This window comes from Microcoleus sp. A6-C6 (assembly GCF_036705955.1).
GTDB lineage: Bacteria > Cyanobacteriota > Cyanobacteriia > Cyanobacteriales > Microcoleaceae > Microcoleus.
The window spans coordinates 15931-39262 of record NZ_JAUBVR010000049.1; the positions used below are offsets into that span (position 1 = coordinate 15931).

22 protein-coding genes and 2 pseudogenes are annotated in these 23332 nt (G+C 43.5%); 9 read left to right on the plus strand and 15 right to left on the minus strand.

Annotated features, from left to right (window positions below; all coding sequences use genetic code 11):
* Window positions 1-64 precede the first annotated feature (64 nt).
* Window positions 65-817, plus strand: coding sequence for a HEAT repeat domain-containing protein (locus tag QUB52_RS19170; protein WP_442923213.1), 753 nt, complete (start codon window positions 65-67; stop codon window positions 815-817).
* A 37-nt stretch (window positions 818-854) separates the two neighbouring features.
* On the opposite strand, the gene QUB52_RS19175 is transcribed toward QUB52_RS19170, so the two are convergent.
* The gene (locus QUB52_RS19175; RefSeq protein WP_332974620.1) at window positions 855-1475 is read right to left on the minus strand and encodes a histidine phosphatase family protein; all 621 of its coding nucleotides are present in this window, start codon (window positions 1473-1475) and stop codon (window positions 855-857) included.
* A gap of 55 nt (window positions 1476-1530) precedes the next feature.
* On the opposite strand from QUB52_RS19175, the gene QUB52_RS19180 reads away from it, so the two are divergent.
* The gene (locus tag QUB52_RS19180) at window positions 1531-1995 is read left to right on the plus strand and encodes a hypothetical protein (protein ID WP_332974617.1); all 465 of its coding nucleotides are present in this window, start codon (window positions 1531-1533) and stop codon (window positions 1993-1995) included.
* A gap of 319 nt (window positions 1996-2314) precedes the next feature.
* Here QUB52_RS19180 and QUB52_RS19185 read toward each other — a convergent pair whose 3' ends face one another.
* A complete protein-coding gene (locus QUB52_RS19185) occupies window positions 2315-2641 on the minus strand; it encodes a hypothetical protein (RefSeq protein WP_265237420.1) in 327 nt (108 codons plus the stop codon).
* A gap of 217 nt (window positions 2642-2858) precedes the next feature.
* Between QUB52_RS19185 and QUB52_RS19190 the strand changes: the two genes are divergently transcribed.
* From QUB52_RS19190 to QUB52_RS19200, 3 genes and pseudogenes are all read left to right on the plus strand, one after another.
* Entirely contained in the window at window positions 2859-3050 is a 192-nt protein-coding gene (locus QUB52_RS19190; RefSeq protein ID WP_332974615.1) for a hypothetical protein, read from the plus strand.
* A 117-nt stretch (window positions 3051-3167) separates the two neighbouring features.
* A complete protein-coding gene (locus tag QUB52_RS19195; protein ID WP_332974614.1) occupies window positions 3168-4004 on the plus strand; it encodes a PHP domain-containing protein in 837 nt (278 codons plus the stop codon).
* 290 nt (window positions 4005-4294) lie between these two features.
* Window positions 4295-4450 (plus strand): annotated as a pseudogene (locus QUB52_RS19200) (CsbD family protein); the annotation flags it as partial.
* Here the strand turns inward: QUB52_RS19200 and QUB52_RS29295 are convergent.
* Window positions 4435-4515 (minus strand): annotated as a pseudogene (locus QUB52_RS29295) (hypothetical protein); the annotation flags it as partial. The pseudogenes QUB52_RS19200 and QUB52_RS29295 overlap by 16 nt on opposite strands.
* A gap of 134 nt (window positions 4516-4649) precedes the next feature.
* On the opposite strand from QUB52_RS29295, the gene QUB52_RS19205 reads away from it, so the two are divergent.
* Entirely contained in the window at window positions 4650-9197 is a 4548-nt protein-coding gene (locus tag QUB52_RS19205; protein WP_332974612.1) for a WD40 repeat domain-containing protein, read from the plus strand.
* A 397-nt stretch (window positions 9198-9594) separates the two neighbouring features.
* On the opposite strand, the gene xseB is transcribed toward QUB52_RS19205, so the two are convergent.
* On the minus strand, window positions 9595-9822 hold the full coding sequence (xseB, locus tag QUB52_RS19210; protein WP_332974610.1) for an exodeoxyribonuclease VII small subunit: 228 nt from the start codon (window positions 9820-9822) through the stop codon (window positions 9595-9597).
* A 5-nt stretch (window positions 9823-9827) separates the two neighbouring features.
* Window positions 9828-10988, minus strand: coding sequence for an exodeoxyribonuclease VII large subunit (gene xseA, locus QUB52_RS19215; protein WP_332974609.1), 1161 nt, complete (start codon window positions 10986-10988; stop codon window positions 9828-9830).
* A gap of 109 nt (window positions 10989-11097) precedes the next feature.
* On the opposite strand from xseA, the gene QUB52_RS19220 reads away from it, so the two are divergent.
* Window positions 11098-11826: a hypothetical protein gene (locus QUB52_RS19220; RefSeq protein WP_332974608.1), complete on the plus strand. Its 729-nt coding sequence runs from the start codon at window positions 11098-11100 to the stop codon at window positions 11824-11826.
* A 131-nt stretch (window positions 11827-11957) separates the two neighbouring features.
* Here the strand turns inward: QUB52_RS19220 and gmk are convergent, their stop codons facing one another.
* The 6 genes from gmk to QUB52_RS19250 all read right to left on the minus strand — a co-directional run bounded on the left by gmk (window position 11958) and on the right by QUB52_RS19250 (window position 17450).
* Window positions 11958-12521 (minus strand): guanylate kinase, encoded by a 564-nt coding sequence (gene gmk, locus QUB52_RS19225; RefSeq protein WP_265237404.1) that lies wholly within the window; start codon window positions 12519-12521, stop codon window positions 11958-11960.
* A 78-nt stretch (window positions 12522-12599) separates the two neighbouring features.
* Complete coding sequence (gene remA, locus QUB52_RS19230; RefSeq protein ID WP_265237402.1) at window positions 12600-12866, minus strand: extracellular matrix/biofilm regulator RemA; 267 nt, start codon at window positions 12864-12866, stop codon at window positions 12600-12602.
* Between the two features lie 602 nt (window positions 12867-13468).
* Window positions 13469-13804, minus strand: a complete 336-nt coding sequence (locus tag QUB52_RS19235; protein WP_265237400.1) for a type II toxin-antitoxin system PemK/MazF family toxin — start codon at window positions 13802-13804, stop codon at window positions 13469-13471.
* Between the two features lie 5 nt (window positions 13805-13809).
* Window positions 13810-14025, minus strand: a complete 216-nt coding sequence (locus tag QUB52_RS19240; RefSeq protein WP_265237398.1) for a hypothetical protein — start codon at window positions 14023-14025, stop codon at window positions 13810-13812.
* A 131-nt stretch (window positions 14026-14156) separates the two neighbouring features.
* On the minus strand, window positions 14157-16259 hold the full coding sequence (locus QUB52_RS19245; RefSeq protein WP_265237396.1) for a M3 family metallopeptidase: 2103 nt from the start codon (window positions 16257-16259) through the stop codon (window positions 14157-14159).
* A gap of 360 nt (window positions 16260-16619) precedes the next feature.
* A complete protein-coding gene (locus tag QUB52_RS19250) occupies window positions 16620-17450 on the minus strand; it encodes a hypothetical protein (protein ID WP_332967466.1) in 831 nt (276 codons plus the stop codon).
* A gap of 127 nt (window positions 17451-17577) precedes the next feature.
* Between QUB52_RS19250 and QUB52_RS19255 the strand changes: the two genes are divergently transcribed.
* Both QUB52_RS19255 and QUB52_RS19260 read left to right on the plus strand, forming a co-directional pair.
* On the plus strand, window positions 17578-17781 hold the full coding sequence (locus QUB52_RS19255; protein WP_332974606.1) for a hypothetical protein: 204 nt from the start codon (window positions 17578-17580) through the stop codon (window positions 17779-17781).
* A 97-nt stretch (window positions 17782-17878) separates the two neighbouring features.
* On the plus strand, window positions 17879-18013 hold the full coding sequence (locus QUB52_RS19260; protein ID WP_332967469.1) for a hypothetical protein: 135 nt from the start codon (window positions 17879-17881) through the stop codon (window positions 18011-18013).
* Between the two features lie 38 nt (window positions 18014-18051).
* On the opposite strand, the gene QUB52_RS19265 is transcribed toward QUB52_RS19260, so the two are convergent.
* From QUB52_RS19265 to ltrA, 4 genes are all read right to left on the minus strand, one after another.
* The gene (locus QUB52_RS19265; RefSeq protein ID WP_332974605.1) at window positions 18052-18186 is read right to left on the minus strand and encodes a hypothetical protein; all 135 of its coding nucleotides are present in this window, start codon (window positions 18184-18186) and stop codon (window positions 18052-18054) included.
* Between the two features lie 6 nt (window positions 18187-18192).
* Window positions 18193-18486, minus strand: coding sequence for a TIGR03792 family protein (locus QUB52_RS19270; protein WP_332967470.1), 294 nt, complete (start codon window positions 18484-18486; stop codon window positions 18193-18195).
* A 136-nt stretch (window positions 18487-18622) separates the two neighbouring features.
* Window positions 18623-20833, minus strand: a complete 2211-nt coding sequence (locus QUB52_RS19275) for a PAS domain-containing sensor histidine kinase (RefSeq protein ID WP_332974604.1) — start codon at window positions 20831-20833, stop codon at window positions 18623-18625.
* A gap of 336 nt (window positions 20834-21169) precedes the next feature.
* The gene (gene ltrA, locus QUB52_RS19280) at window positions 21170-22885 is read right to left on the minus strand and encodes a group II intron reverse transcriptase/maturase (protein WP_332974603.1); all 1716 of its coding nucleotides are present in this window, start codon (window positions 22883-22885) and stop codon (window positions 21170-21172) included.
* Between the last annotated feature and the right edge of the window lie 447 nt (window positions 22886-23332).

The window sequence follows — 23332 nt, forward strand, 5'->3', positions numbered from 1 at the left end:
GCCAAAGGACACTCTGAGTTTCTGTGACTTAAGAAATTGCAGTCTAGAAGGACGCGACTTATCAATGGTAGAGTTCTTTGGTTGCCGTTTAAATAGTACCTTATTTAAAGGTGCAAATTTGGATAAAGCGCGATTTATTGGCTGTTTTTCTTCCGATGATTATCCGCCAACGGATTTTAGTGGTGCTATTGGCGATGTGTCTGTAGTACATTCTCACCTTCACTACAAAGGCGAATTTATAGGAGATTCTGTTTATATTGACGATAATTTTTGGATGGGAGACAGTCTAGAGTCCAAGTGGTCTGATGTTGTGGCTGCTGCTGCTACCGAAACACTTTCCGATCGCAATGATGTCAGATATAATGCTGCGGCCAAATTAGGAGATTTAAATAATCCTGTTGTTGCTCCCATACTGGCTTGTCTCCTCGCTGACGATGAGTGGGATGTGCGATCGATTGCCCTCGAAACATTAGGAAATCTAAGGCATCAGGAATTCCCGCAGGGTGACAATATTTTATTGCAGTGGATGTTCTTACGTCTCGGAGATCGACATTCGATTGTACGGCAGAAAGCGAGAAACCTTGTTGAGATTCTATCACCACCAAACGATGTATTGCTTGCTTCTATTAACCGGATGAGGTCGTCGGAGTCTGAGGAAAGAATTTCGGGCGTACTTGCTGCTATTGAGTTGTGCAGGCTAGACGAACAATATTCGAGTTTACTGGAGCCCCAAATTATTGAGATTCTCTTGTTGGATGAAGCACCTGCTGTTCGGCAAAAATCTTCCTATCTTCGAGAAATTTTAGAGGATTGTTAGAAACTTTAACCGCAATCTGCTGTAAATTTATACCTCCTTAAAATCCTCCAATGCGTCCGACTATTTGAATTTTACCTCGTGCATCGCCTTTGAGAATCACAGCTTCGCCACTTTGGGGAAAAATATCTGTAATCGCTGTAATATTGACTTGATGCGTTACCATAATAATAGCGCCTTTTGTGTTGCGGTTGTCAACAATTAATTTGCGAATTGTTGCTGTTTGTCTGGCTTCTTGGCTGCTGTCCCTAAAGAATGAGTTGAGGGCTGGTAATGGCTCGACTTTGCCTAAATTTATCAGTTTTGCTGTTTCCAAACACCGGCACCACTGACTCGATACAACTCTCACAACTTTGATGTTGCGGTTGCGAAATTCGGCTCCGATTTGCTGGGCTTGGGTTCTTCCCTGGGCTGATAAATTGCGCTGGGTGGAACAGTCGCCTAACTTAAAGTTAGCAGGATCTCCGGTGCCTGGGGCGATCGCGTGTCGCATTGCTACCACCAACCCTGTCTCATCCCGCTGCAACAATTGCCACCCTGCTTGAGTTTGCGCCTTGGTTGCTGCGTCCGAACTTGTAGTTGCAGTAATTATGCCGATCGACAATACTAAAGCTAGGGAACCGAAAAACCATTGACCGTTGAGGTAAATCTGTGCTGCCATTGTTCCAGAACTTAGAAATTATCTTATCATATTGTAATACAACAAATATTTCTCTATGGAACTCACAAATTTTATTGCTCTGTCTGTCATTGTTGTGGCTGCGCTGGGGATTGGCATCGGAACAATGACTTGGGCTTACTTCGGTAAGGGCAGCATTTCTGTACTGTTTAAAGAACCAATTTTAAACTCGCCAGAATTTCCAGATACTGACGTCGGTAGCAAAGCTGCGGTTTATTTTCAAGCAGGAATTGAGGCTTATCAATCGGAAAATTACCGCCAAGCTGAAGAGAAATTTACTAGCGCCATACAACAGGTGGCAACGGCAGAAGCTTACCACAATCGCGGCTTGATTTTTGCGAATTTGCGATCGGATGGCGAGGCGGTGGCAGATTTGATCCGTGCTAGCGAATTATATCAACAGCAGGGGAATGGAAGTGCGATCGACACGATTAAACAAAATCTTGCAGCTTTGAAGCAGCGCAAATTAGAACGAGAAAAACAAAAAGCTGTAGCGACATAAATTGCGGGAATTACGCAGAAACCGGGTTTTTTACGAAAATATTCAATTGTGCTTTGCTCGTTACTAGGCAGAGTCTGGTAACGAGTAACAAAATATTCGATTGTGGCTTTAACTCTGGGTGAAAAATCCGGTTTATTCGGTATTGACGCGCAAGTTTTAAATTAGTAGGTTGAGCCATTCCAACGAAACAAAACCTATATTTTTTGCCTGAAAAACCCGGTTTCACGATGTATCGCGTTCGATCCAAAATATTGAGGAGAAACCGAGTTTGACAGAATTCTTAAATTCTAACATCAAGATGTAACATTCTCGCGAAAGGCTAAATTTTTCTGGTATCTTCGATTTTGTCGATTTTAGAAACCAGCATTTCTCGGCTAGATGCCACAACTCGGTAATTAGTAATTGGATCGTAAGCTTCCCACTCTTGAGTGACTTCGCTGTCTTGCCACAAAAACCATTCCCGGTAAATTTCGCCGTCGTCAATGTCGCCGCACAAATTAAGCCAATCATCTCCTCCCAAACTGTCAAAATCTCCTCCTACTAAGTCAATCCAAGCGGCTACGATACAAGATTCAATAGCACTATTATCAAAAGTATCTACCTGAGATTGAACAGAGGTTTCGGGAAAGCAAAGTGTGGATTTCATACGCTGTACCTGAATGTTATGTTATTAATTTATAAAAAAATCATCAACGCTAGGGATCGCACAATGCCACTATCCGAACCTCCACAGTTTCTACCTCAAAAAATCTCGATCGCCAAAACGCTCAAATCTTGATGGTGTATAACTTTATGGCGCTTGGGGTGAAGCGGCTGGAGAGGCTGATTTGAGCCAATTTGCTAACTAGCACAGCACAAAGCCCATGAAGCGAAGCTATCCCGTGGGGAATCGCCCGAAGATTTCTGGCAAAGGCGATCGCACTTTCAGCAGCGAAGACAGCGCGACTGGCAATTATATACTTGGTACGCTGGCGAGTTTCCGTACAGTTTTTGTGATAGCATTTATAGGAACAGAGGTTGCAGATAGACAAGACAGTCGAACAAAAAAAGTTTGAGTCATGCCAATTCTGCTGAATCTCGCAAGTATTGAAATATCGCTGGTGCTTCCCAAATTGCGAGAAGGTGCGATTAATAGAGTTCGCAAAGTAGATAAATAGTTAATCAGAAAAACAATGCTAGAACTCCACTGTCACACAACTTATTCCGACGGTACTCTCACCCCAGCCGAACTCGTAGCCGCCGCCGCATCTTCGGGGGTTCGCGCCTTGGCCGTCACCGATCACGATACGATGTCTGGTTGGGATGAAGCCTTTGCCGCCGCTGCTTTGCACGGGATCGAAATAGTCCCCGGACTCGAACTTAGTACAGTGCACAACGGTCGATCGCTGCACATTCTAGGTTTTTATCCCGATGCAAATAAGTTGCGCGTTCCTTTGAACGATCGCATAGAAGGAAGATTGAGGCGATCGCAAGAAATGGTAGATAAACTAGCAGCGTTGGGATTCGCGATCGAACTGCCAACAACATCCCCAGGAATGGCACCGGGAAGGCCTCACATTGCCTCTGCCCTTGTAAAAGCTGGTCACGCAAAATCATCGCGGGAAGCCTTTGATCGCTGGCTGGGAGAGGACGGCCCCGCCTACGTGCATTACGACAAATTCTCGATCGCCGAAGGCATAGATTTACTCAAGAGTTGCGGCGCAGTACCAGTATGGGCGCACCCTTATTTATTTCGCGGCGGCGCTGTTGAGGAAGTTTTAAAAGAATTAGTAGATGCAGGTTTAATGGGAGTCGAAGTATACCATCCCACCCACAGTTCCAGCCAAATTAAAAAGTTGAAAGATTTGTGTCTTGAATACGGTTTGCTGGTAACTGGTGGCAGCGATTATCACGGCCCCGATCCTGAAAGGAATGAAAGGAAAGGTGTTGAAAGTACCCAATTGAATATGCTGCATATACCGTTGGAATTGCTCGAACCGATTAAGGTTGCTGCGGCGAGTTTGAAGTAATAAATGTAGGGTGCGTCAGCTTTTATCGGAGTAAATGGGAACAATTAAGCCATGCTGACGCACCCTACAAAACATCGCGATAGCTCAAAAATTATCTGAAAATTATCTGCGTGCATCTGTGTGTATCTGCCATCATCTGCGGTTGCAGGATAGATCGAATATTGTGCAAAAGTTATACTAAAAACCACTCGCAATCAAACCAAACATAAATTAATGTGAAGTTAGCGAGGAATTGCTGTTGAGCTAATGTTAGGATAGCAGTAAATTTCAACTACTCGGCGGAGCTTATTATGAGTGTAGAAGACAGAGCAAAGGCGATCGGCAAAAACGTAGAAGGCAAGGCTCAGGAAATTTTCGGAAACATCACGGGGAACAAAAAAGACCAAGCTGAAGGCCAAGCAAAACAAGCGGAATCGGCCGCGCGCCACGCAGCAGAAGATGCTAAAGATGCTGTGAAAAATATCGCAGATAAGGCTAAAAAGGCGATCGACAAATTGTAGAAACTGGACATAAAACCGCGAATTCTCGTAGGGGCGGGTTCACCAACAATTTATGACTCAAATCAATAATTTCGTAAACCCGCCCCCACCCAACCCTGATATCTCGTTGTAATTTGGACTCTGGGATGGCGACGCACAGCCAACAATGATAGATAATGTTGTTGAGTGCGATCGCCGAAAAAATCAGAAATTTAATAATTGGGAGAAAAATAAAATGTCTAAAGGAATTGAAGAAGTTAAGAAGCAGTTATCTAGTCAAAATGAGCAAGAAAGACTCGCTGCTTTATCAAAAACTCTCAATTATGGTCAACCAGGCTTAGAACTATTGATTGAACAATCAATCCAAGATAAATCCGATCGAGTTAAACAATTTGCCTACAGCGTTTTTCGTGGTGAAAACTATTCTGTGAATGGCAATACACCAGAAAGCTTAACACCTTGCCCAACAGATGTTATTACTTCTCTGGCAATAAGTCCAGATAATACTATTTTAGTAGGAGGGAGTTGGAAAAAGATTTGGGTATGGAATTTCCAAACAGGGGAAATAATTCGTAGTATTGAAGGACTTTCGCACTGGGTTTTGTCTGTGGCTATTAGTCCTGATGGAAATACTTTGGTTAGCGGAAGTGCAGATAAAACTATTAAGGTATGGAATTTAAAAACAGGGTCGGCTATTCGCACGCTCAATGGTCATTCTAGTTGGATTACTGCTGTTGCTATCCCTGCTGATGGAAAAAAAATTGTTAGCGGCAGCACAGATAAAACCATCAAAATATGGGATTTAAATACAGGTAAGCTAAGTAAAACCATAAAAAATGAAAAGGAACTATCTTGTGTTTTGAGCTTAGGTATTAGCCATGATGGAAAAGTGATCGGTTGTGGAAGCACTAATAATAAAATCACTTTATGTAATTTAGATAGCGGTCAACTCATACGCAGTATTGAAGGACATTCAGCTTGGATTCAATCTTTAAGTATTACTTCAGGCAACACTACATTAATTAGTGGAAGTCGTGATGGGGTTATCAAATTTTGGCAATCCAAAACTAAAGCAGAGTCTTCAACTGAATTAGGTTCAGTTTGGGGTCAAGGCTTAGTAGATGTAGCAGCTACTGTAGCAGGAGTTTTATTAGGATGGCCTATAGCTGTAGGGGCTTGGGTTTTAGGTAGAAGTATTGTTGCCGCAGCAGATAATGGAGATGTTTCTGCACTAGCTATTCAAAATTTAGAATGCACCAATACTTACTCTCATGATCAATCAATTAATTCTCTAGCTGATAGTGCCGATCAAAATATACTTGTAGTAGGTTTTTCCAAAGAAATCAAAATTTTTGATTTAAAAGATCAGAGAATTATTTACACTCTACCCGAACAGCCGGGTTTTATTAGCTCTATAGTAGTTAGTTCTAATGGAAAAACTATTGTCATTGCTGGGAAAGATTGGGTAACATTGTTAGAAGCAAAAACACGAAAGGCACTTCATGCTATTAAGGGTTGTTCTTACCCAAAATTAAGCAAGATTGTTATTATTGTAGAACCTCCCCTAGAACTTCTCTATGGTCAATCGAAACGTTTTACTGTTAAAGGTTATGACCAGAATAATATAGAGATGAACCTTAACAATAAAGATGTTAAATGGGAAAGTGTCGGCGGTGAAAAAGAACAGGATTTATTTACAGCAGGTCAAATAGAAGGAACATTTGAAGTTAAAGCAAAAATAGGCATTTTTGAGAATTCTGTCACAATTACTGTTATTCAGCCTCCTAGAATCACTGAGATTTCTGTTACTCCTTCTAGCATTACTTTAGAATTTAAGAAGCGTCAACAATTTACAGCACAAGTTTTAGATCAACGACGAAATCAGATGCAGGAAACTGTATTATGGGAAGTCAGCGGAGGGGGGAAAATTGACCAAAATGGCAATTTTATAGCTGGAAGCAAGCCAGGTAAATTTGAAATCCTAGCTTCAGCCAGTTCTATTCGTCGAGTTATTCCAATTACGATTATTGAACCTCCGAGGCTAACAGAACTAATTATTATATCTTTAATGCCTCAATTAGAGTTTGGTCAGATCTTTCAATTTCAAGTTAAGGGCTTAGATCAGTATGATAACAACATACAAACTGGGAAAATTACTTGGTCAGCAAGTAGCGAAGGTGGAACGATTAACCAAAATGGCAATTTTATAGCTGGAAGCAAGCAAGGAAATTTTGAAATTATCGCTTCAGTCCGTTCTATTCGTCGAGTTATCCCAATTACGATTATTGCCCCTCCGAAGCTAGCAGAACTAATTATTACACCCTCAATTGATCAATTAGAGTTTAACCAGAGCTTTCAGTTTGAAGTTAAAGGCTTAGATCAGTATGGTGACAACATACAAACTGGAAAAGTTACTTGGTCAGCAATTAGTGGAAACATTGACAATCGGGGCATATTTTATGCTGGAGAACGAGAAGACACTGTTATTATTACAGCAAGTGTAGGGACAATTAACACTTACACCGAAATTAAAGTTTACGAACCTTCTCGGTTAACATTCCTAGAAATTTTACCTTCATCTGTTGTTTTAGAGCCAGGAGAACGCCAAACATTTAATGTGGTTGCTTTCAATCAACGAGGTGAAGAAATATCTGTCAGTGATATAGAATGGAATGCAACAGGTGGCTTAATTGATGAGAATGGAAATTTTTGTAGTGGAGAACAGCAAAAAGGTGATTGTCAAGTAACCGTCAATGTAGGACATTTAAGCGCTAACGCTGAAGTTACTGTTACTCCTGTTCTGAGAGGGCTAAAAATATCTCCTGAACAGGTAGAACTTCAACCAGAAGAAGAATTTACTTTTACTGTAACTGGATTAGATCAGGTTGGCGATCCTTTAGAAATAACGAATTTTAGATGGATCAGTACAACTGGTGGATTAATTACCGATAAAGGAGCTTTTAAAGGCGATTATAAAAAGCGCGAAGTTACTGTCACCGCAAATTTAGGAAAATTTAGCGATACAGCTAAAGTTATTCTCCTGCCTGTTTTAAGACGTTTAGAAGTTCAACCTGGTTTTGTTTATCTTAAATCAAGCGAACAGCAAACATTTGTTGCTAAAGGATTCGATCAATTCGGCTCTCCAATCGTGGCAGGTGAGGTTTATTGGGAAACAACCGGAGGTGAAATTGCTCAAGATGGTACATTAACTTTTACTCAGAATGAGCAAGGTTATTTTCAAGTAACTGCAACATCTAAATTAGCTCCCAAGTATACACAAGAGATAAGAAAACTATTTTTATATACTGGAATTTCTAGCAGAATAATATCTTACTTGATTTCTTATCAACCGCTGCTCCAAGAGATGTTTGCTTTAGATTCAGGTTCAACAGAGTCCGAAGAACACTTAGATGATTTAAGATTAGATTCAGTTTCAACAGATACCGATGAACACTTGGATGATTCAATAGTGGATGAGACACAATTAGAGATAAGTACACAGGCAACCCAAGAGACGGATACTATACTAGAAGCTGACGAACAACTAGATATAGAGGTTGCTCGACCAACAGATATTGATACAATTGTAGATACAAATGTATTAGATTTTGATACAGCTTTAGAAGGGTGGTTGTTTAAAAAGCTGCGAAAGCTAGTAGCTAGGATATTCTTCTCTATCAGTCGTTTCTGTTTGAGTGAAGCGAGTGCAAACTTAAGCGCTTCTGCGGATGTCTTTGTTTTGGCTGTAGAAGACAATCCCTATAAATATTTTGAATGTCTTAATGTTCTTGATGGTCATTCGGGATGTGTTCGTTCTTTGGCCATTACACCAGATGGACAAAAACTCATTAGTGGTAGTTGGTACCATCCTATAAAAATCTGGAATTTACAGACAGGATATCTACTTAATACGCTAGAACCCCATACAAGCGATGTTGAATGTTTTGCTATTACTCCAGACGGGCAAACGCTTGTTATTGCAGATTGGGATAACACCATTAAAATTTGGGATTTAAAGACCAACGAGTTACGACACTCTCTACCTTGTTCAAATCAAGTTTATTTCGTGGCAATTACACCCGATGGGCGAAAGTTAATTAGTGTAGAAGACTCCAACATTATTCAAATATGGGATTTAAACAACCAAGATTTTTTAAAAAATCTGGGAACTAATTCATTACACTCTCGGCACCTTGATGGGTGGAATCGTAACTCTATTGTTATTTCTCCCGACCAAAAAAGAATAATTGTGGGAAGGGAAATTATCAAATCCTATGATTTAATAACCGGAAAATTGGTAACTATCATAGGAAGGAAGTTAGGATATATTTATGCTTTGGCTATTACACCAGATGGTAAAACACTCATTAGCAGCCATGAAAAAAAAATAAAAATTTGGGATTTAACGGCGAAGAAATATCCAGATGTTCGGCTGACTTTAAAGAGTTCTGCTGAAGTAATCCAAGCTCTTACACTTACACCAGATGGTCAAAGAATTGTATCGGCTGGTCGTAAAAGAATAAATGATGATTATGAGTCGTTTATTGAGATATGGGACTTAAATACTGGAGAAAAACTTCACTCGATAAAAGAGTATTTCACAAGCCATAGTTACGCTTATTGCCTTGCTATTACCCCAGATGGAAAAAAAATTATTAGCGGTTACAGTGATGGAACTATTCGGATATGGGGAATACCAGAGTTGAGTATGTAAGAATAGATCGTTAAAAGCACATTTGTTATAATATACCGTCCGGGGATGAGTAGACCCGACACCCACCCACAAACCATGCAGCCGATCCAAATTACCACATTCCAAGCTTTGCGGCGCAGCTTGGGCCTAATAATCTAAGCCGCACCAATAGAACTTTTGCTGATTTGATTTATTGGTCGGGGTTCATTTGTCAGGGTTTGCATTGAGTTGGTGGGTGGGGATAAGAAACCGGGTTTTTTCGGAGTTTTTGGGTTGGTTGCGAGGATTGTGGAAAAAACCCGGTTTCTGGGTTGGTTGTGGGGGATAAGAAACCGGGTTTTTTCGGAGTTTTTGGGTTGTAGCGAGGGTTGTGGAAAAAACCCGGTTTCTGGGTTAGTTGCGATTAAAATTAGAAGGATTAAAAATCCGGTGTCGCGGCCAAAAGCCCGATCGCCAGATCCATCTGATCCTTCCCCCGCGCCAGAAAACCTTCGCACTCCTGCAAACACTCCACAGCCACCGCAAACTGCTCAAAAACCTCATCTAGAGGCAACTCTCCCGACTCCACCCGATCGATAATCGCTTCAATTCGATCGACCGTTTCCTCATAATTCCAGTCAGACTGGCGCAACTTCGACTTAACCATAGCATTTATTCTGCATCCAAAACTTCCACAATCTTAACCTTCAGCACGCCCCGACTCAACCTCACAGTCAACTCGTCTCCCAATTCTAAACCGTCAGTTTGGCGGACAATCCTACCGTCAGCATGCATTACCGCCGCATAACCCCTTTCCAAAACCGCCGCCGGATTTAGGGCGGCTAACTTTTCTTGCAATATTTCCAGTTTACCAGTTGCTTGCCGCAAAGTTCGCGATGTCGCAGGCAACCTTTTCAAGCGATTTTTTAACAGTTGCAAATGCTCTGATTCCGTCTGAAATCTGGCTTGTACAACACTTGCTAAATTCAGCATTCTTTGCTTGTGTTCCGAGTAAATCTCTGCTAAAATTGGTACGGCTTGGGCCGCTGCCGCTGTCGGAGTGTGGGCTCGTTGATCTGCTACTAAATCGGCGAGAGATTCGTCTCTTTCGTGTCCGATTCCTGTAATAATTGGAATTGCACAATTGGCGATCGCCCTGACGACTCTTTCATCATTAAAACAAGCCAAATCTTCCGCAGAACCGCCGCCCCGCCCTAAAATTATCACATCAGCCCTACCGTCCAATTCTACCAGGGCGATCGCCCTAGCAATCGCAGCCGGAGCCAAATCTCCCTGCACCAAAGTCGGCGACAGCAACACCCGCAAACCCGGATATCTCTGGGCTAACGTGCGCTGAATATCCCCCCACGCAGCACCAGTATCCGATGTGACTACCGCCACAATTTGCGGGTGTGCGGGAATCGGGCGCTTTCTGGCGGGATCGAAGAAACCCTCAGCTTCCAAGCGCGATCGCAATTGCTGCAACCGCAAAGCCTCCAATCCTTCCCCAGCCGGTAGCGATTGCACAACTGTCAACTGGTACTCGCCGCGATTTTTGTAAACCCGGATGCTTCCGAAAACCAGCAATTGCTCACCTTTTACGGGCATTTGCACCAATTTTTGCCGCTGAGAATTCCACACCACGCAGCGAATCGCAGCGCTTTTGTCGGGATCGCAGAGAGTGAAAAAGCAGCCGCTGGCGTGTTGGGAAACGTTGGACACCTCGCCGATTAGCCAAACCGATCGCAGTTGGCGATCGCCCTCCAGCAACTCTTGCAGGTATGATGTTAGTCCGCCCACCGACAACGTTGTCTCAGGAAAAATTGCATTCATTGATATTTCTAATTCCAGAAACCTAGGTTACTATATTTAAGGTAATTTATTTGTAGGTCGAGCGAGCGATCGTATATTAACTGCAAACAAACTAATGATATCAGATACAATGACTTCAATCAATATGCTGCGCCAAGAGGCTGCGGCGATCGGCATTACTGATGCCGAAGCCAGAAAATATGGCGATCTTCGGCATAAAAGAACTTGGTCTTTGGCGATCGAACATCATCTCTCGATGCAAGATTTTGCTGATAACATAGAATCATCCTTTACAACTTCAGATCCCGATTCTAACAGCGCACTCAACCACTCTCAGACTACGGAACCCAAAGACTATGGTATTCAGCTAACGGCGAATCTGGGCGAATCTGGAGTCAAAATTGAGAACAAAACAGCATCTCATGCTTCGCCCCAACCGCCAGGAAGTGCGATCGGGCAGCCCAACAATTCCTACCACCGCAGCAACCACAACCAAAGTTTTAAACAAGTAGTTCAAAACCATATTAAAGCCTTAACAATTGCATCAGCATCCCGCACAAATCAACTCAATTTACAACTCAGCAATTGGGTTTGTCCTGAGTGCGGATCAGATGGCCAATTGGGTTGTCACCTTTGCGCCGGATCAGGCTATGTAGGAGACATTGCAGCTATTGGATGGACGCTAGCTTATATGGAAATGTTGGGCTGTCCTGCTCGCGAAATCGAACCGTTGAGGAAAACTTTCCCCGCGTCGGAGACTCTGGAATTGAATTTAAAAGCTTGTGTTGCTATTAAAAAAAGTACCGAGGTTTTAGCCAGAACCGAGAAATGGTTGATTCAGTTGACAGTTGACAGTTGACAGCACTTGACTTGGAATTAAGAGGATTGGATTAATGAATAGTCTTTTTTTAATTTCTCCCTAAAATGGTTCCGGCTTTCAACCAATTCTTTCTGGTAATTAGTAGTTGGTAATGTCAAATTGTCAGCACCTCATTTTCCACAACTAACAAACAATACCGATTCTAGTCCTTTCAAAGCAACTTCCAAATCATCATTAACAACTTGGAAATCAAATTCGCCCGCAGCTTCAATTTCCTGTTTAGCCCGCAGTAACCGACGGGCGATCGCACTTTCGGAATCTTGACCCCTACTCCGCAGCCTGCGCTCCAATTCTTCCCAAGATGGAGGTAAAATAAACAGTCGCAAAGCCTCTGGAAACTTATTTCTAATTTGCCTTGCTCCTTCGAGTTCAATTTCTAGGATTACCCATTTTCCCTCACCGATGCCCTGTTTGAGAGCAAAATATGGAGTACCGTAAAGATTGCCGGCAAACTCGGCCCATTCTGCTAACTCGTCAGCCTCAACCATTTGTTCAAAACGGCTGCGGCTGACAAAATAGTAGTGTTGTCCCTCAATTTCTCCCTCGCGGGGTTCACGAGTTGTCACCGATACCGAAATATCCAATTCGGGATGGCGGTTGAGGAGCGATCGCACTAGGGTGCCTTTCCCCACACCGCTAGGCCCAGTCAGAACAATTAATTTACCGGATTTCATTTTTAGAAGAGAAACGTGTCAGAATTTAAGTTTTCGCTTACTCTAGACTGTAAGTGCTCAAATTGCAACTGACAAACCTCAATCATCCCGACTTTGACCGTCTTTGTTGATGACAAAACGATTAGCCACCGTTTCCGGCTGAATCGCCGAGAGGATGACATGACTCGAATCTGTAATAATTACCGCTCTCGTGCGGCGGCCGTAGGTAGCATCAACCAGTTGTCCCCGCTCCCGCGCATCAGTAATTATACGCTTAATTGGCGCTGACTCAGGACTGACAATGGCAATCACTCGGTTAGCCGACACAATATTACCAAAACCGATATTAATTAATTGAATATCCATGAAAATTTTAAATTTTGGGTGAACGAGTAACTATCAATCCTTACTTATTATCATATATATCAAGGTTTTTTGACAAATTGAAAATTATTCATAACTCAATTTTTTGGTTTTTACTATCTTTTTTTCTATTTTTTGAGTTCTATTCCGCCAGTCTTTATCAAAACTTTAAAAAAGTAGCGCTGTTGACCGCTGATATTAAAGATTCGGTAAAGTCCGGGATTTTTAGTTGCCAATAAAAGCCTTAACTGTATCGAAAAAACAGCCCATAAATGTTGCAAAATATAAAGTTAATTCCTGGTTGAGTGAAAGTTAAGTATAATCACTGATAAATTACATAAATATTTGCAAAGGGCAGTTTATACTGACAGTATTAACACTGATGCTGCTTTGATGAGCCTTCAACCTAAGCTACAACCGGCGGGCGATCGCCTACGGGATAGCTACGCCGCGCGTACATCATCCCCAATTTTGCACAAAAAGATTGGGGATTATGTGTAAAACTACAGATGTTTCTTGCATGATGTTCTACAATTAGTCCATCCTGTTACTTGATGGCGGAATCCTTGAGGCAATTCACGCTACCGAAAAAACGGTGAATCAGGCTAATTCAACTCTGCAAAAGCTAGTTTTACGCACGCACAAATATCTTTCCAATCACGATCTGATAGATGCCCAATCCGAACCAAGTTAGCAGACGGCGGTAGAGTGACGATGAAGCTGCGGAAAACGGATGCAACCCGTAAACCTGCTGCGGCCCAATCCTGAATAGTACAGTCTGTAGCCCCTAGATCCATCGTTTGAGTGGTTATAAGTCCGACTATGACATCGGGACGAGTTGCTTGATAAGTTGCTGACGAGAGAACCACAGCAGGACGGCGTTTAATACCCGTCACACCGGGAAAATCTACTGTGACGACTTCACCGGGATTGAATGTCACGCTTGTTAATCCTGGCTTTCAGGGAAAAGCATAGCTGCGTACTGTAAAGAGAAGCTTGTTATATCGGTTCGATCGTCCTCAGTCCAAGTATCGCTTCGATCGATAACCGACACATTTTTCTCAACTAAATCGTTGAGTATAAGATTCGCTAAGCGCAAACGTTCCGTCAGCGACAGATTGCGGACAACTTCAGTATAAATTTCTTGAGCAGTCGTTGGCATAGTACAACCTCCTGTCCCTTATCTTAACCTGAATCAGCCGTTTTGTGCAGCGAGGCGAAGTAAATTCAGCTAAAAACAGGGATTAATGCAGATAAATTAACCCGCATTAATCCCGATTTTTACACAATTAATTAAGCCGCAACTAAACCGCTGTGTCTCAACAAAGCTTTAGTGCTCGGTTCGCGTCCCCGGAAAGTTTTAAACACTTCCATCGGGTGCAAACTGCCGCCCAATCCTAACACTGTATCTCGGAAGCGTTTACCTGTAGAGGCGATCGCACTTTCATCTTCCAAACCCGCCTCCTCAAACGCCCCAAAAGCATCAGCACTCAGGACTTCCGCCCATTTATAACTGTAATAGCCCGCCGCATAACCGCCCGCAAAAATGTGTCCAAAAGCGCACAAAAATGCGTCTCCTTCCAGAGGAGGCAAAACAGTCGTAGTTTTAGCGATGCGCTTGCGAACATCCGCCACAGTTTCGCTGCCGCCCGATCGATAGCGGTGGTGCAATTCGATGTCAACACTGCTAAGATGTACTTGCCTGAGCATGGCGCTACCGCTCATGTAGTGGCGCGCTGCTAGCAGTTTTTGGTAATAGTGTTCCGGCAAAGTTTCCCCAGTTTGGTAATGCTTTGCCATCCCGAACAAAGTCGCGCGGTCATAACACCAATTCTCCATAAATTGACTGGGCAATTCCACTGCATCCCATTCAACATTATTGATGCCAGAAGCTCCCGGATAGTCTACCGTTGTCAGCATATGCTGCAAACCGTGACCGAATTCGTGAAATAAAGTTTCTACTTCCAAGAAAGTCATTAAACTCGGTTTGTCGTCAACCGGAGGACTTTGGTTGCACACCAAATAAGCCACCGGCAACCGCGTTGTTGTCTTTCCCGCTTCCACAAATTTAGCGCGTACTACACACTCATTCATCCAAGCACCGCCGCGCTTTTCTTCCGGGCGGCTGTAGGGGTCTAAATAAAAATTGGCGATCGCATTTCCGGCTTCATCATCTATTCTGAAATAGCGCACACTTTCGTGCCAGACAGGAGCTTGACCGTCCGCCGCCGTTACTCTCACACCGAACAACCGCTTTACCAATCCAAATAATCCGTCCAATACCTGCGGCAAAGCAAAATAAGGACGCAATTCTTCGGCACTAAAAGCAAACTTTTCCTCCCGCTGCCTTTCCGACCAAAAACCAATATCCCAGTGCTTCAAATCCCCAGCTTCCGCAGCGCCTTTGGCGGCAGCAAAAGCTTTCAATTCTTCTAAATCTTTGACAGCAGCATTGTAACTAGCTAAGCGCAATTCTTCTAACAAAGCTTCCACTGCTGCAACATCGGGAGCCATTTTGCTCGCCAAGCTCAATTCGGCATAACTGCTAAATCCCAGTAAAGCTGCTTTTTCGTGGCGCAGTGCTAAAATGCGATCGGTCAAAGGCCAGTTATTCAATTCTCCGCTACTTGCTCTGCCAATCAAAGCTTTGTACAACTTTTCGCGCAACTCCCGACGGGTACTGTGCTGCATGAAAGGGCCGTAACTCGGAAAGTCTAAAGTAATCCGCCAAGGGCCGTTTTCAGCATCCGCATTTTCTGCACCCGCAGCGCGAGCGGCTTGAGCTGCTAAACTCAACAAACTCGGCGGTAAACCATCAATTTCATCTTTGTTTGTGAGGGTGATGCTGAAAGCTTTGGTAGCGTCGAGGACGTGATTGGAAAATTGGGTAGTAATTTCGGCCATTTCTAATTGAATGGCATTGAAACGCTCTTTTTGTTCGCCTTCTAAACCAACGCCGGAAAGTTCAGCATCTCGAAGGGCAGCTTCGACAATTCGCTGTTGAGCTGAGTCTAAGCTGTTCCAGTTTTTGTTAGCCCGTAGCGCTTTAAAAGCTTCATAAAGCGGTTTGCTTTGACTGAGCTTGCTCCAAAATTTTACTACTTCCGGCTGCACTGTTTCGTGTGCCGATCGCAATTCCGGGCTATTTTTCACACCCATCAAATGTCCGACAATGCTCCAAGTCCAATTTAAGCGCTCTCCGAGCAGTTGCAGCGGTTCTACTAAGCCGCTCCAAGTCGGCTCAACAGACGCTTCTAAGCTAGCTAGCGAGGCTTCTAGTTCGGTCAGCAGTTGGGTAACGGCGGGGACTACGTGTGAGGATGCGATCGCGTCAAACGGTGGCAATCCTTTGCCAATTAGTAATGGGTTATCAGTAACAGTTACGGTTGCGGTCATTTAATTTTCTTGTAACAGGTTGAAAACAGGTGAACTAGACAGATTACCTTTTCAATTTGTAACACAGTTGTCCAAGAAATTGGACTCCAGCCGGGAGAGGGGGAGAAGGGGAGAAGGGGAGAGGGGGAGAAGGGGAGAAGGGGAGAGGGGGAGAAGGGGAGAGGGGGAGAAGGGGAGAGGGGGAGAAGGAGAAAATATTCCTTCTGATTGATGACTAATGACTAATGACTAATGACCAATGACTAATGACCAATGACCAATGACCAATGACTAATGACAACTGCCAACTATCAACTATCAACTGCCAACTATCAACTATCAACTGCCAACTATCAACTATCAACTATCAACTGCCAACTGTCAACTATCTTGTGTGTGCTGCAACTCCTTGACAACCGAGATTAAGCGCTTGAGATGAGGTTTAACAACTTCTTGCTGCTCGTGTTCCAAACGATGAATTTGAGCTTGAACTACAGACAAATCTGGAGTCGATTGGTGCGCCGGAGCTTGCACTTGACTTTGCAGATTAGCCATGACTTTCTGGATTTCCAAAAATCGAGTATTTACTAATTCCCAGTCGTCTCTGGTGAGTGCAGTTTCTGTCAAGCATTGTGTCGCGCTTTGCAGTTGTTCTATCGCCTGTTCCACAGCTTCGAGATTTGTTGGTTTGCCCACCGATAAATCTTGCAGTTGTTCGCTCACTTGCTGGCGGACATCGAGGACAGCAGATGCCACGATTTCTTGCAAAGAAGCTACCGACTCTCCCAAACTCAGCAACTGCCGCTCGATGTCGATAGACTCCTCAAAACCTTCATTCCTGGGAAGTGCAGCCATTTGCTGGCGCAGCGCTGCAATATCTCCAGACAACTGCTTTCGCAATTTAACAATTACCGTCACCGCCGTTTTTTCGACCTTATTTACAGACTTTTGGACTTGGGCAATTTCCGAAGTTTGATGAACTCGTACTTGTTGCTCGAACCGATACCGATTAGCCACATTCAGCGACAAAGCCAAGGTGAGGGGAGCCACCCCATAAAAAGCTTGACCAGACACTGCTACCGCCAGGGAACCTAAACCAGAGGCCGCCAGAGAGGCGTACTCTGCCACCTCCAGCCAGTGTCTTTGAGGAAAACTTTGCCTCAAGTGGTTTCTAACAGAGGGGTTTGGCTTCCGCACGACTCTTTGGGTCATAGTATTTTCTCGTTGATAAGGTTGCGAGACAGGGTGGAGCATCGATTTATATCCTGGTTTCAGTTATATGTTTTAAATTATTTCCGCGCACTCTTCTATTTTTACCTGATTGCTAAGTAAGTTAAGGATGACTGACACATTATTATGTATTTGGGAGCTGTCTTGCTGTCGCCCACAATTCCCGCTGTTAAAAGCTGAACCCCAAGCCGCTCTCTATTTTACATCACGCTGGCGCGATCGACTTCGGGCGATCGACAGTAGCTACGACGGCGAACCATCTCTCATCCGATTTTATTTTTTATATTTTAGATTTAAAAATGCGACTTCCTGACGGATACTACGGTTTGGAGCTTATGGGAGTTGCATTTTTGTTCGCGCACTGCTATAATCTACGTCTTCTCAAGTTTATTACAAAAATTGTTCAACCAATGAAGTCAGAAAAACCCGAAAATGCCGATCGGCTAAAGTCTATTTTCAGTATCACAATCTTTATCATTCTCGCCCTAGCAGTAGGCTTTTTAAGCGTGAATTTTATTTATGCTCTCTATGCAAAATTTGCTTAAAATAACTGAATTAGTCATTAGTCATTGGTCATTAGTCATCAGTCATTAGTCATTAGTTCATCCGTTACATCCCGTACATTGCTTGTTGCCGAACTTCCCTCTTCCCTCTTCCTTCTTCCCTCTTCCCTCTTCCTTCTTCCCTCTTCCCTCTTCCTTCTTCCTTCTTCCTTCAAAAAGAACTAATGCAAAAACTTGCGAACTTGATATTCGCGACTTTCGGTGATAGGCATTTGCAAATCACCCATTTTGGCATCCAACTCATCTATAATATTTTGAGGGACAGACTTCCACAACTCCCTAGTTTCCCAACGAATAAACATCACCACCTCATTTTCCACTGAATCCACCCAAACTTTTTTACCCAAAAAACCGGGGAAACTTCTTAATCCAGTAGTCCAAACTTCTTCATCTCGCAGAATAAACTGTTCCCATTTTTCGGGAGGTACTTTAAATCTCAGCCACTCAATTACCATCTTAGTTTTTTCTGTTATAACTCAATTGATTTGACATTTTAGATATTGTACAGTGCGTCAGGTGAAAATCATTAGTCTGTGATCGTCACATTCAGTCCTGACGCACCCTACTGCGAACAGTTTTGGCTGAGATCAATTAATCATTACCGATCGCAATTTTAACTATCAACTCAGTTCCCTGTCCCGGACGAGAAACACAGTGCAACTCACCGCCGTGCTTTTCTACTACCAAATGCTGGGAGATTGCCAATCCCAAACCTGTGCTCGTCTCCGGACATTTAGTGGTAAATAAAGGGTCAAAGATGCAGCCGAGAACTTCTTCCGTCATCCCCGGGCCGTTGTCGCTAATGGCGATCGCAACTTCGCTTGAACTTACCAAAAACGTCCTAATCCGAATTTCGGGATTGAATATTTCAGTTTCCGAGCCGCCCGCAGACAACAAAGACTGACTTTGGATTTTACCACACCTTTGGGGATTTCTCCCTCCTTCCTCCAAAGCGTCGATCGCATTTGTCAACAAGTGCATGAACACTTGATTTAACTGTCCCGGATAGCAGCGGACTCGCGGCAAATCCCCGTATTCCTTAACTAGAGAAATCCCTGGGCGTCCCCCTTTAGCTTGCAGGCGATTTTGCAAGATCAGCACAGTGCTGTCCAAACCTTCGTGGATATCCGCAGGCTTCATTTGGGCTGCGTCGGTACGCGAGAACAAGCGGAGCGATCGCACAACATCCCGAATCCTTTGGGAACCTACTTTCATTGAATTTAGCAGTTTTGGCAAGTCTTTTTTGATGAAATCTAAGTCTAAGTCTTCCATCCAATCTTGAATTTCTGCCACCGGATCGGGATAATGCTTTTGGTAAAGCTCGATTGACTTCAAAAGTTCTTGAATGTAGCCCGTGGCGTGGCTGACATTCCCGGAAATAAAACTAACTGGATTGTTAATTTCGTGTGCTATTCCTGCTACCAACTGCCCCAAACTAGACATTTTTTCAGTTTGGATAAGTTGAGTTTGAGTTCGCTGCAAAACCAACAAAGTTTGTTCTAATTTTGCCGCTTGCTGTCGCAGGCGTTCTTCCGATTCTTGCAAAGCCAAAAGAGACTGTTTGCTTTCTGTAATGTCCAATCCCACAAAGACTGCCGCCGTGCTTTTTTGATATTTTTGAGCTACAATTAAATAAGTTTTATTTTCTCCTCTGATGCTCGCTGTTACTTCTTGAGATGTCTTCTTTTGAGCGCTGGCAAAAAAATCGTAGACTAAATCGTTAAATTTAGGGCTTGTATCTAAAAAACCAACTTTCTGACCAGAAAATATTTCGGCCGGCATTTGGTAAGCATTAGCTAAATGTCGGTTTACTCCCAAGTAGCGCAAATCGGAACTTACCCAAGAAACTAATCCGGGTACGGCATCCAAGACGGCTTGAAGTTGCTCTTTTGCTTCTAAAAGTGCTGATTCGGCAGCGACACGAGCGGAAATGTCTCGGGCGATCGCGCAGCAGTATTCACAGCCGCCGTATTCTAAATAATTGACTTTAACTTCGACGGGAAAACAGGCACCGTTTCGGGTTTTGTAAGTTGTTTTAAAAGTGAAGTTGCTTTGCTGTTTTAGTTTCTCCCAGCGTTCCTGCCAATTCGATACTGACAACTGCGAATCGATGTCGCTAACTGTCAGGTTGAGCAGTTCCGATTCTGAGTAACCAAACACATTACAAGCAGCTTTATTTGCATAGCAAATTTTACCGTCGGCACTGGTAAAAAAAACTGTATCCGCAGCATTGTCGAGGGCAATTGGAGTTAGTTGCCGTTTGATTTCTAACTGCGGGCTTTTGAGATTTGAGATAAATTTATTGTAGCAATTTGTTTGGGCGAGTTCCTCAGCTATCTTTTCGGTAAACAGGATCAAACCGCCGATCGCACCTTCACTATTTTTCCACGGCAAAAATACCCATTTTACCCGCCCGCTGCCACAGCCTTCGATTTGTTCTGCTTCACATACGGGCGATCGCCCTACCACCACAAACTCGCTGTATTCCAAAACTCCCGCCAAAATGGCGCGAGCATTTTCCTGCCAATATTCCGGGAGATTCGGGAACAGTTCCCCATGATACCCGCCTCTTGCCTGGCCACCACCGAGTCCGCAATCGATTTCCCAGCGATGGGAAACCGACAGATAGCGCATTTCACAATCTACCATTGCCACGGCGTCGGCGGAGCGCTCCACCAATCGCCGCAATCGGTCTTTACTCTCGGACACGGCTGCCTCTGGGGGGTGTTGGTGGGCGATCGGGATTGTCCCGTCGGCGTACCTCCCCAGTCGAATTTCTTGTTTAACTGGCTTAGTTTGCACGGTTTGGGATTTCCTCCATAGCTGTCAAGTTTGAAAAAATTTGTTTCACACCAAAAATGCTCTTCCCCTGATTCGCTGTTTAGGGTTACACCCTTAGAGGGTCTCACCCATCAGTAATATCATTTTTCACGGGATGTGTCCATAGGTAGTGACATACTCCTACATTAAACCGAGTACGGTTATAATGTAGGCTTCTTTGCAGCCCGATGAAGGGTATGGTTAGAGTCGATTAGGGAGTTGCCCCCCTAACCTCTCCTTCAGAACGGAACGTGATACTTTCGCATCATTCCGCTCCTCAATAATCCCACCTTTGTTACAGGTACGATTCAAGAAGAGCTATCGGGTTTTGACATCTTCTTTAGAATGTATTGACCCGTCTGTTGCTGTCTTTGCGTCGTGGCAGTGTTTATGCAAAAGTTGTAAGTTGTCGTAGGTATCTTTTCCACCTAACGATGTTGGTTTAATATGGTCAACTTCTACAATGTCTGTACTTGTGAAATACAAACCACAGTGAGAACAAATACCCTTTTGTCGTTTGATTAATGATGCAACTCTGTGAGGAGTTTCTGGGTACTCGCCTCTTCGCTTGCTCCAGTAAATCCAGTCTCCATTGTACGGACTAGCCTCACCTTTGACCTTTGTATGCCTTACGATTGGCGTACTTGCATGGGTGAGAAGTTCTAATCCATCCTCTGTACTGAAACACCAATTTCGGTCGCCTACCATTCGCCAGTATTTGTCTTTATTGATGTCCCCTTTCCCTCTCTTTCTTGCCCAGGCTCTTAACTTGTCATAAGTTAAGTAGTCAACCTTATTAAAGGTTTCTTTACTAACAACTGCTGAGTAATAGTTTGACCAGCCCCTAATTATTGGGTTCAGCTTGCTAATTAAAGCAGCTTGAGGGGCGGTTTTATGGGTATCTATTACTTCGGCAATCTTGGCTAGATGAGTCTTGATTTTGGCTTTTGAGGGTGTGATTAGTGTCGTAAAACCTAGTGGCGTCCCCTGTGATGTATTTGAGCTACGGTAGTTCCCTACTTTATGCTGTTGTACATGGAATCCTAAGAACTCAAACCCAACATTACCATCAATCTTAATAAGGGTGTGGGTTAATTTTGTTTTACTTGGCTTTAACTCCAATCCCATTTCACTTAACCAATTAGCAATTATCTCCTGACATTTCTTGACTACGTTCACATCCTTGTAGATGATTACGAAGTCATCAGCATAGCGGATTAGGTTGAGGGATTGACGACTCATCGCTTTTCCCCCTTTTAGTGTTTCCGCATACTGTTTAATTCTCTTCTCCATACCATGTAGGGCAATGTTCGCAAGTAACGGAGAAATTACCCCGCCTTGTGGTGTACCATCATTAGTAGGGAATAATTCACCCTGGTCACAATACCCTGCCTTGAGCCATGCTTTAATTTGACGGTTTAAGGTGGGGTATGTACTTATTTTGGAGATTAACGCTTTATGGTCTATACGGTCAAAGCATTTAGCAATATCAGCATCAAGCACATATTTGGCTTTTTTACTAATACTATTAAATATTGCTTCAATCGCATCGTGACATGAGCGTCCTGGTCGAAAACCGTATGAGTTTGGCTCGAATTTAGCCTCCCACTCAGGTTCTAACGCTAGTTTAACTAACGATTGTAAAGCACGGTCGTTTATTGTGGGTATTCCTAATGGTCTTGTTTCCGTTGTTCCGGGCTTGGGAATATTAACCCTACGAGTGGGTTTTGCCTTCCCGGTTAGCTTCAACTTGCCTACCAGATTGATACGTTGCTTTGGGGTTAGAGTTTTAACTCCATCCACACCAGCCGTATTCTTGCCTTGGTTATCTTGTGTTACCCGACGTACCGCTATACACTTTGCAGACCAAGACCTAATCAGGGTCTTCTGAAGTTTGCGAACTGCTTTAACATCACCACGTTCACTCGCTTGGAATATGCGCTTTTGCAACTTAAAAGTCATCCGTTCTAGCTGGCGCCAGTTGATGTCTTTCCACTCCACCGTCTGATTGTTCAGCGTATTAGATATATTCATTGCTACTTGTTTTACTCCTTTGGAATTATCGTGTATCTGTCAGCATATCCACACCATTACAGTGAGGCATTCGCTTCTGATACAATCCCTCTCTCTTACACCATTCGTTAGCTACTTACTGAGTATCGACCAACCCAGAGGTTTTAAGAGAGTTACTTCGTTCCGATTACACATTTGTTTGAGTCTTTAGCTGTGATGCTCTCCACCGGGTTTATGAGCGGTGCTTATAAGTCGAATTTTGACTCGCTTATGCCCTATCCTTGCCTTTTGGCTTGGTGTTAATCCGTCTTTACCGTATTTCTCAACGGATTTATCCATGATTCAGCCATTTACACCATTGAAGGTCACGATGGTTCAAACACATCTTTGCTTTCGCTACGCATGGACTCTTGCTCGACAGTTACCGGATTTGGCTTCTAGTAGTTCTGCCTTTTAACCCCGCTTTAG

Coding starts and splice junctions, on each gene's coding strand:
- QUB52_RS19170 (WP_442923213.1), top strand. CDS start 65: ATGGTAGAGTTCTTTGGTTGCCGTTTAAATAGTACCTTATTTAAAGGT.
- QUB52_RS19175 (WP_332974620.1), bottom strand. CDS start 1,475: ATGGCAGCACAGATTTACCTCAACGGTCAATGGTTTTTCGGTTCCCTA.
- QUB52_RS19180 (WP_332974617.1), top strand. CDS start 1,531: ATGGAACTCACAAATTTTATTGCTCTGTCTGTCATTGTTGTGGCTGCG.
- QUB52_RS19185 (WP_265237420.1), bottom strand. CDS start 2,641: ATGAAATCCACACTTTGCTTTCCCGAAACCTCTGTTCAATCTCAGGTA.
- QUB52_RS19190 (WP_332974615.1), top strand. CDS start 2,859: ATGAAGCGAAGCTATCCCGTGGGGAATCGCCCGAAGATTTCTGGCAAA.
- QUB52_RS19195 (WP_332974614.1), top strand. CDS start 3,168: ATGCTAGAACTCCACTGTCACACAACTTATTCCGACGGTACTCTCACC.
- QUB52_RS19205 (WP_332974612.1), top strand. CDS start 4,650: ATGATAGATAATGTTGTTGAGTGCGATCGCCGAAAAAATCAGAAATTT.
- xseB (WP_332974610.1), bottom strand. CDS start 9,822: ATGGTTAAGTCGAAGTTGCGCCAGTCTGACTGGAATTATGAGGAAACG.
- xseA (WP_332974609.1), bottom strand. CDS start 10,988: ATGAATGCAATTTTTCCTGAGACAACGTTGTCGGTGGGCGGACTAACA.
- QUB52_RS19220 (WP_332974608.1), top strand. CDS start 11,098: ATGACTTCAATCAATATGCTGCGCCAAGAGGCTGCGGCGATCGGCATT.
- gmk (WP_265237404.1), bottom strand. CDS start 12,521: ATGAAATCCGGTAAATTAATTGTTCTGACTGGGCCTAGCGGTGTGGGG.
- remA (WP_265237402.1), bottom strand. CDS start 12,866: ATGGATATTCAATTAATTAATATCGGTTTTGGTAATATTGTGTCGGCT.
- QUB52_RS19240 (WP_265237398.1), bottom strand. CDS start 14,025: ATGCCAACGACTGCTCAAGAAATTTATACTGAAGTTGTCCGCAATCTG.
- QUB52_RS19245 (WP_265237396.1), bottom strand. CDS start 16,259: ATGACCGCAACCGTAACTGTTACTGATAACCCATTACTAATTGGCAAA.
- QUB52_RS19250 (WP_332967466.1), bottom strand. CDS start 17,450: ATGACCCAAAGAGTCGTGCGGAAGCCAAACCCCTCTGTTAGAAACCAC.
- QUB52_RS19255 (WP_332974606.1), top strand. CDS start 17,578: ATGACTGACACATTATTATGTATTTGGGAGCTGTCTTGCTGTCGCCCA.
- QUB52_RS19260 (WP_332967469.1), top strand. CDS start 17,879: ATGAAGTCAGAAAAACCCGAAAATGCCGATCGGCTAAAGTCTATTTTC.
- QUB52_RS19270 (WP_332967470.1), bottom strand. CDS start 18,486: ATGGTAATTGAGTGGCTGAGATTTAAAGTACCTCCCGAAAAATGGGAA.
- ltrA (WP_332974603.1), bottom strand. CDS start 22,885: ATGAATATATCTAATACGCTGAACAATCAGACGGTGGAGTGGAAAGAC.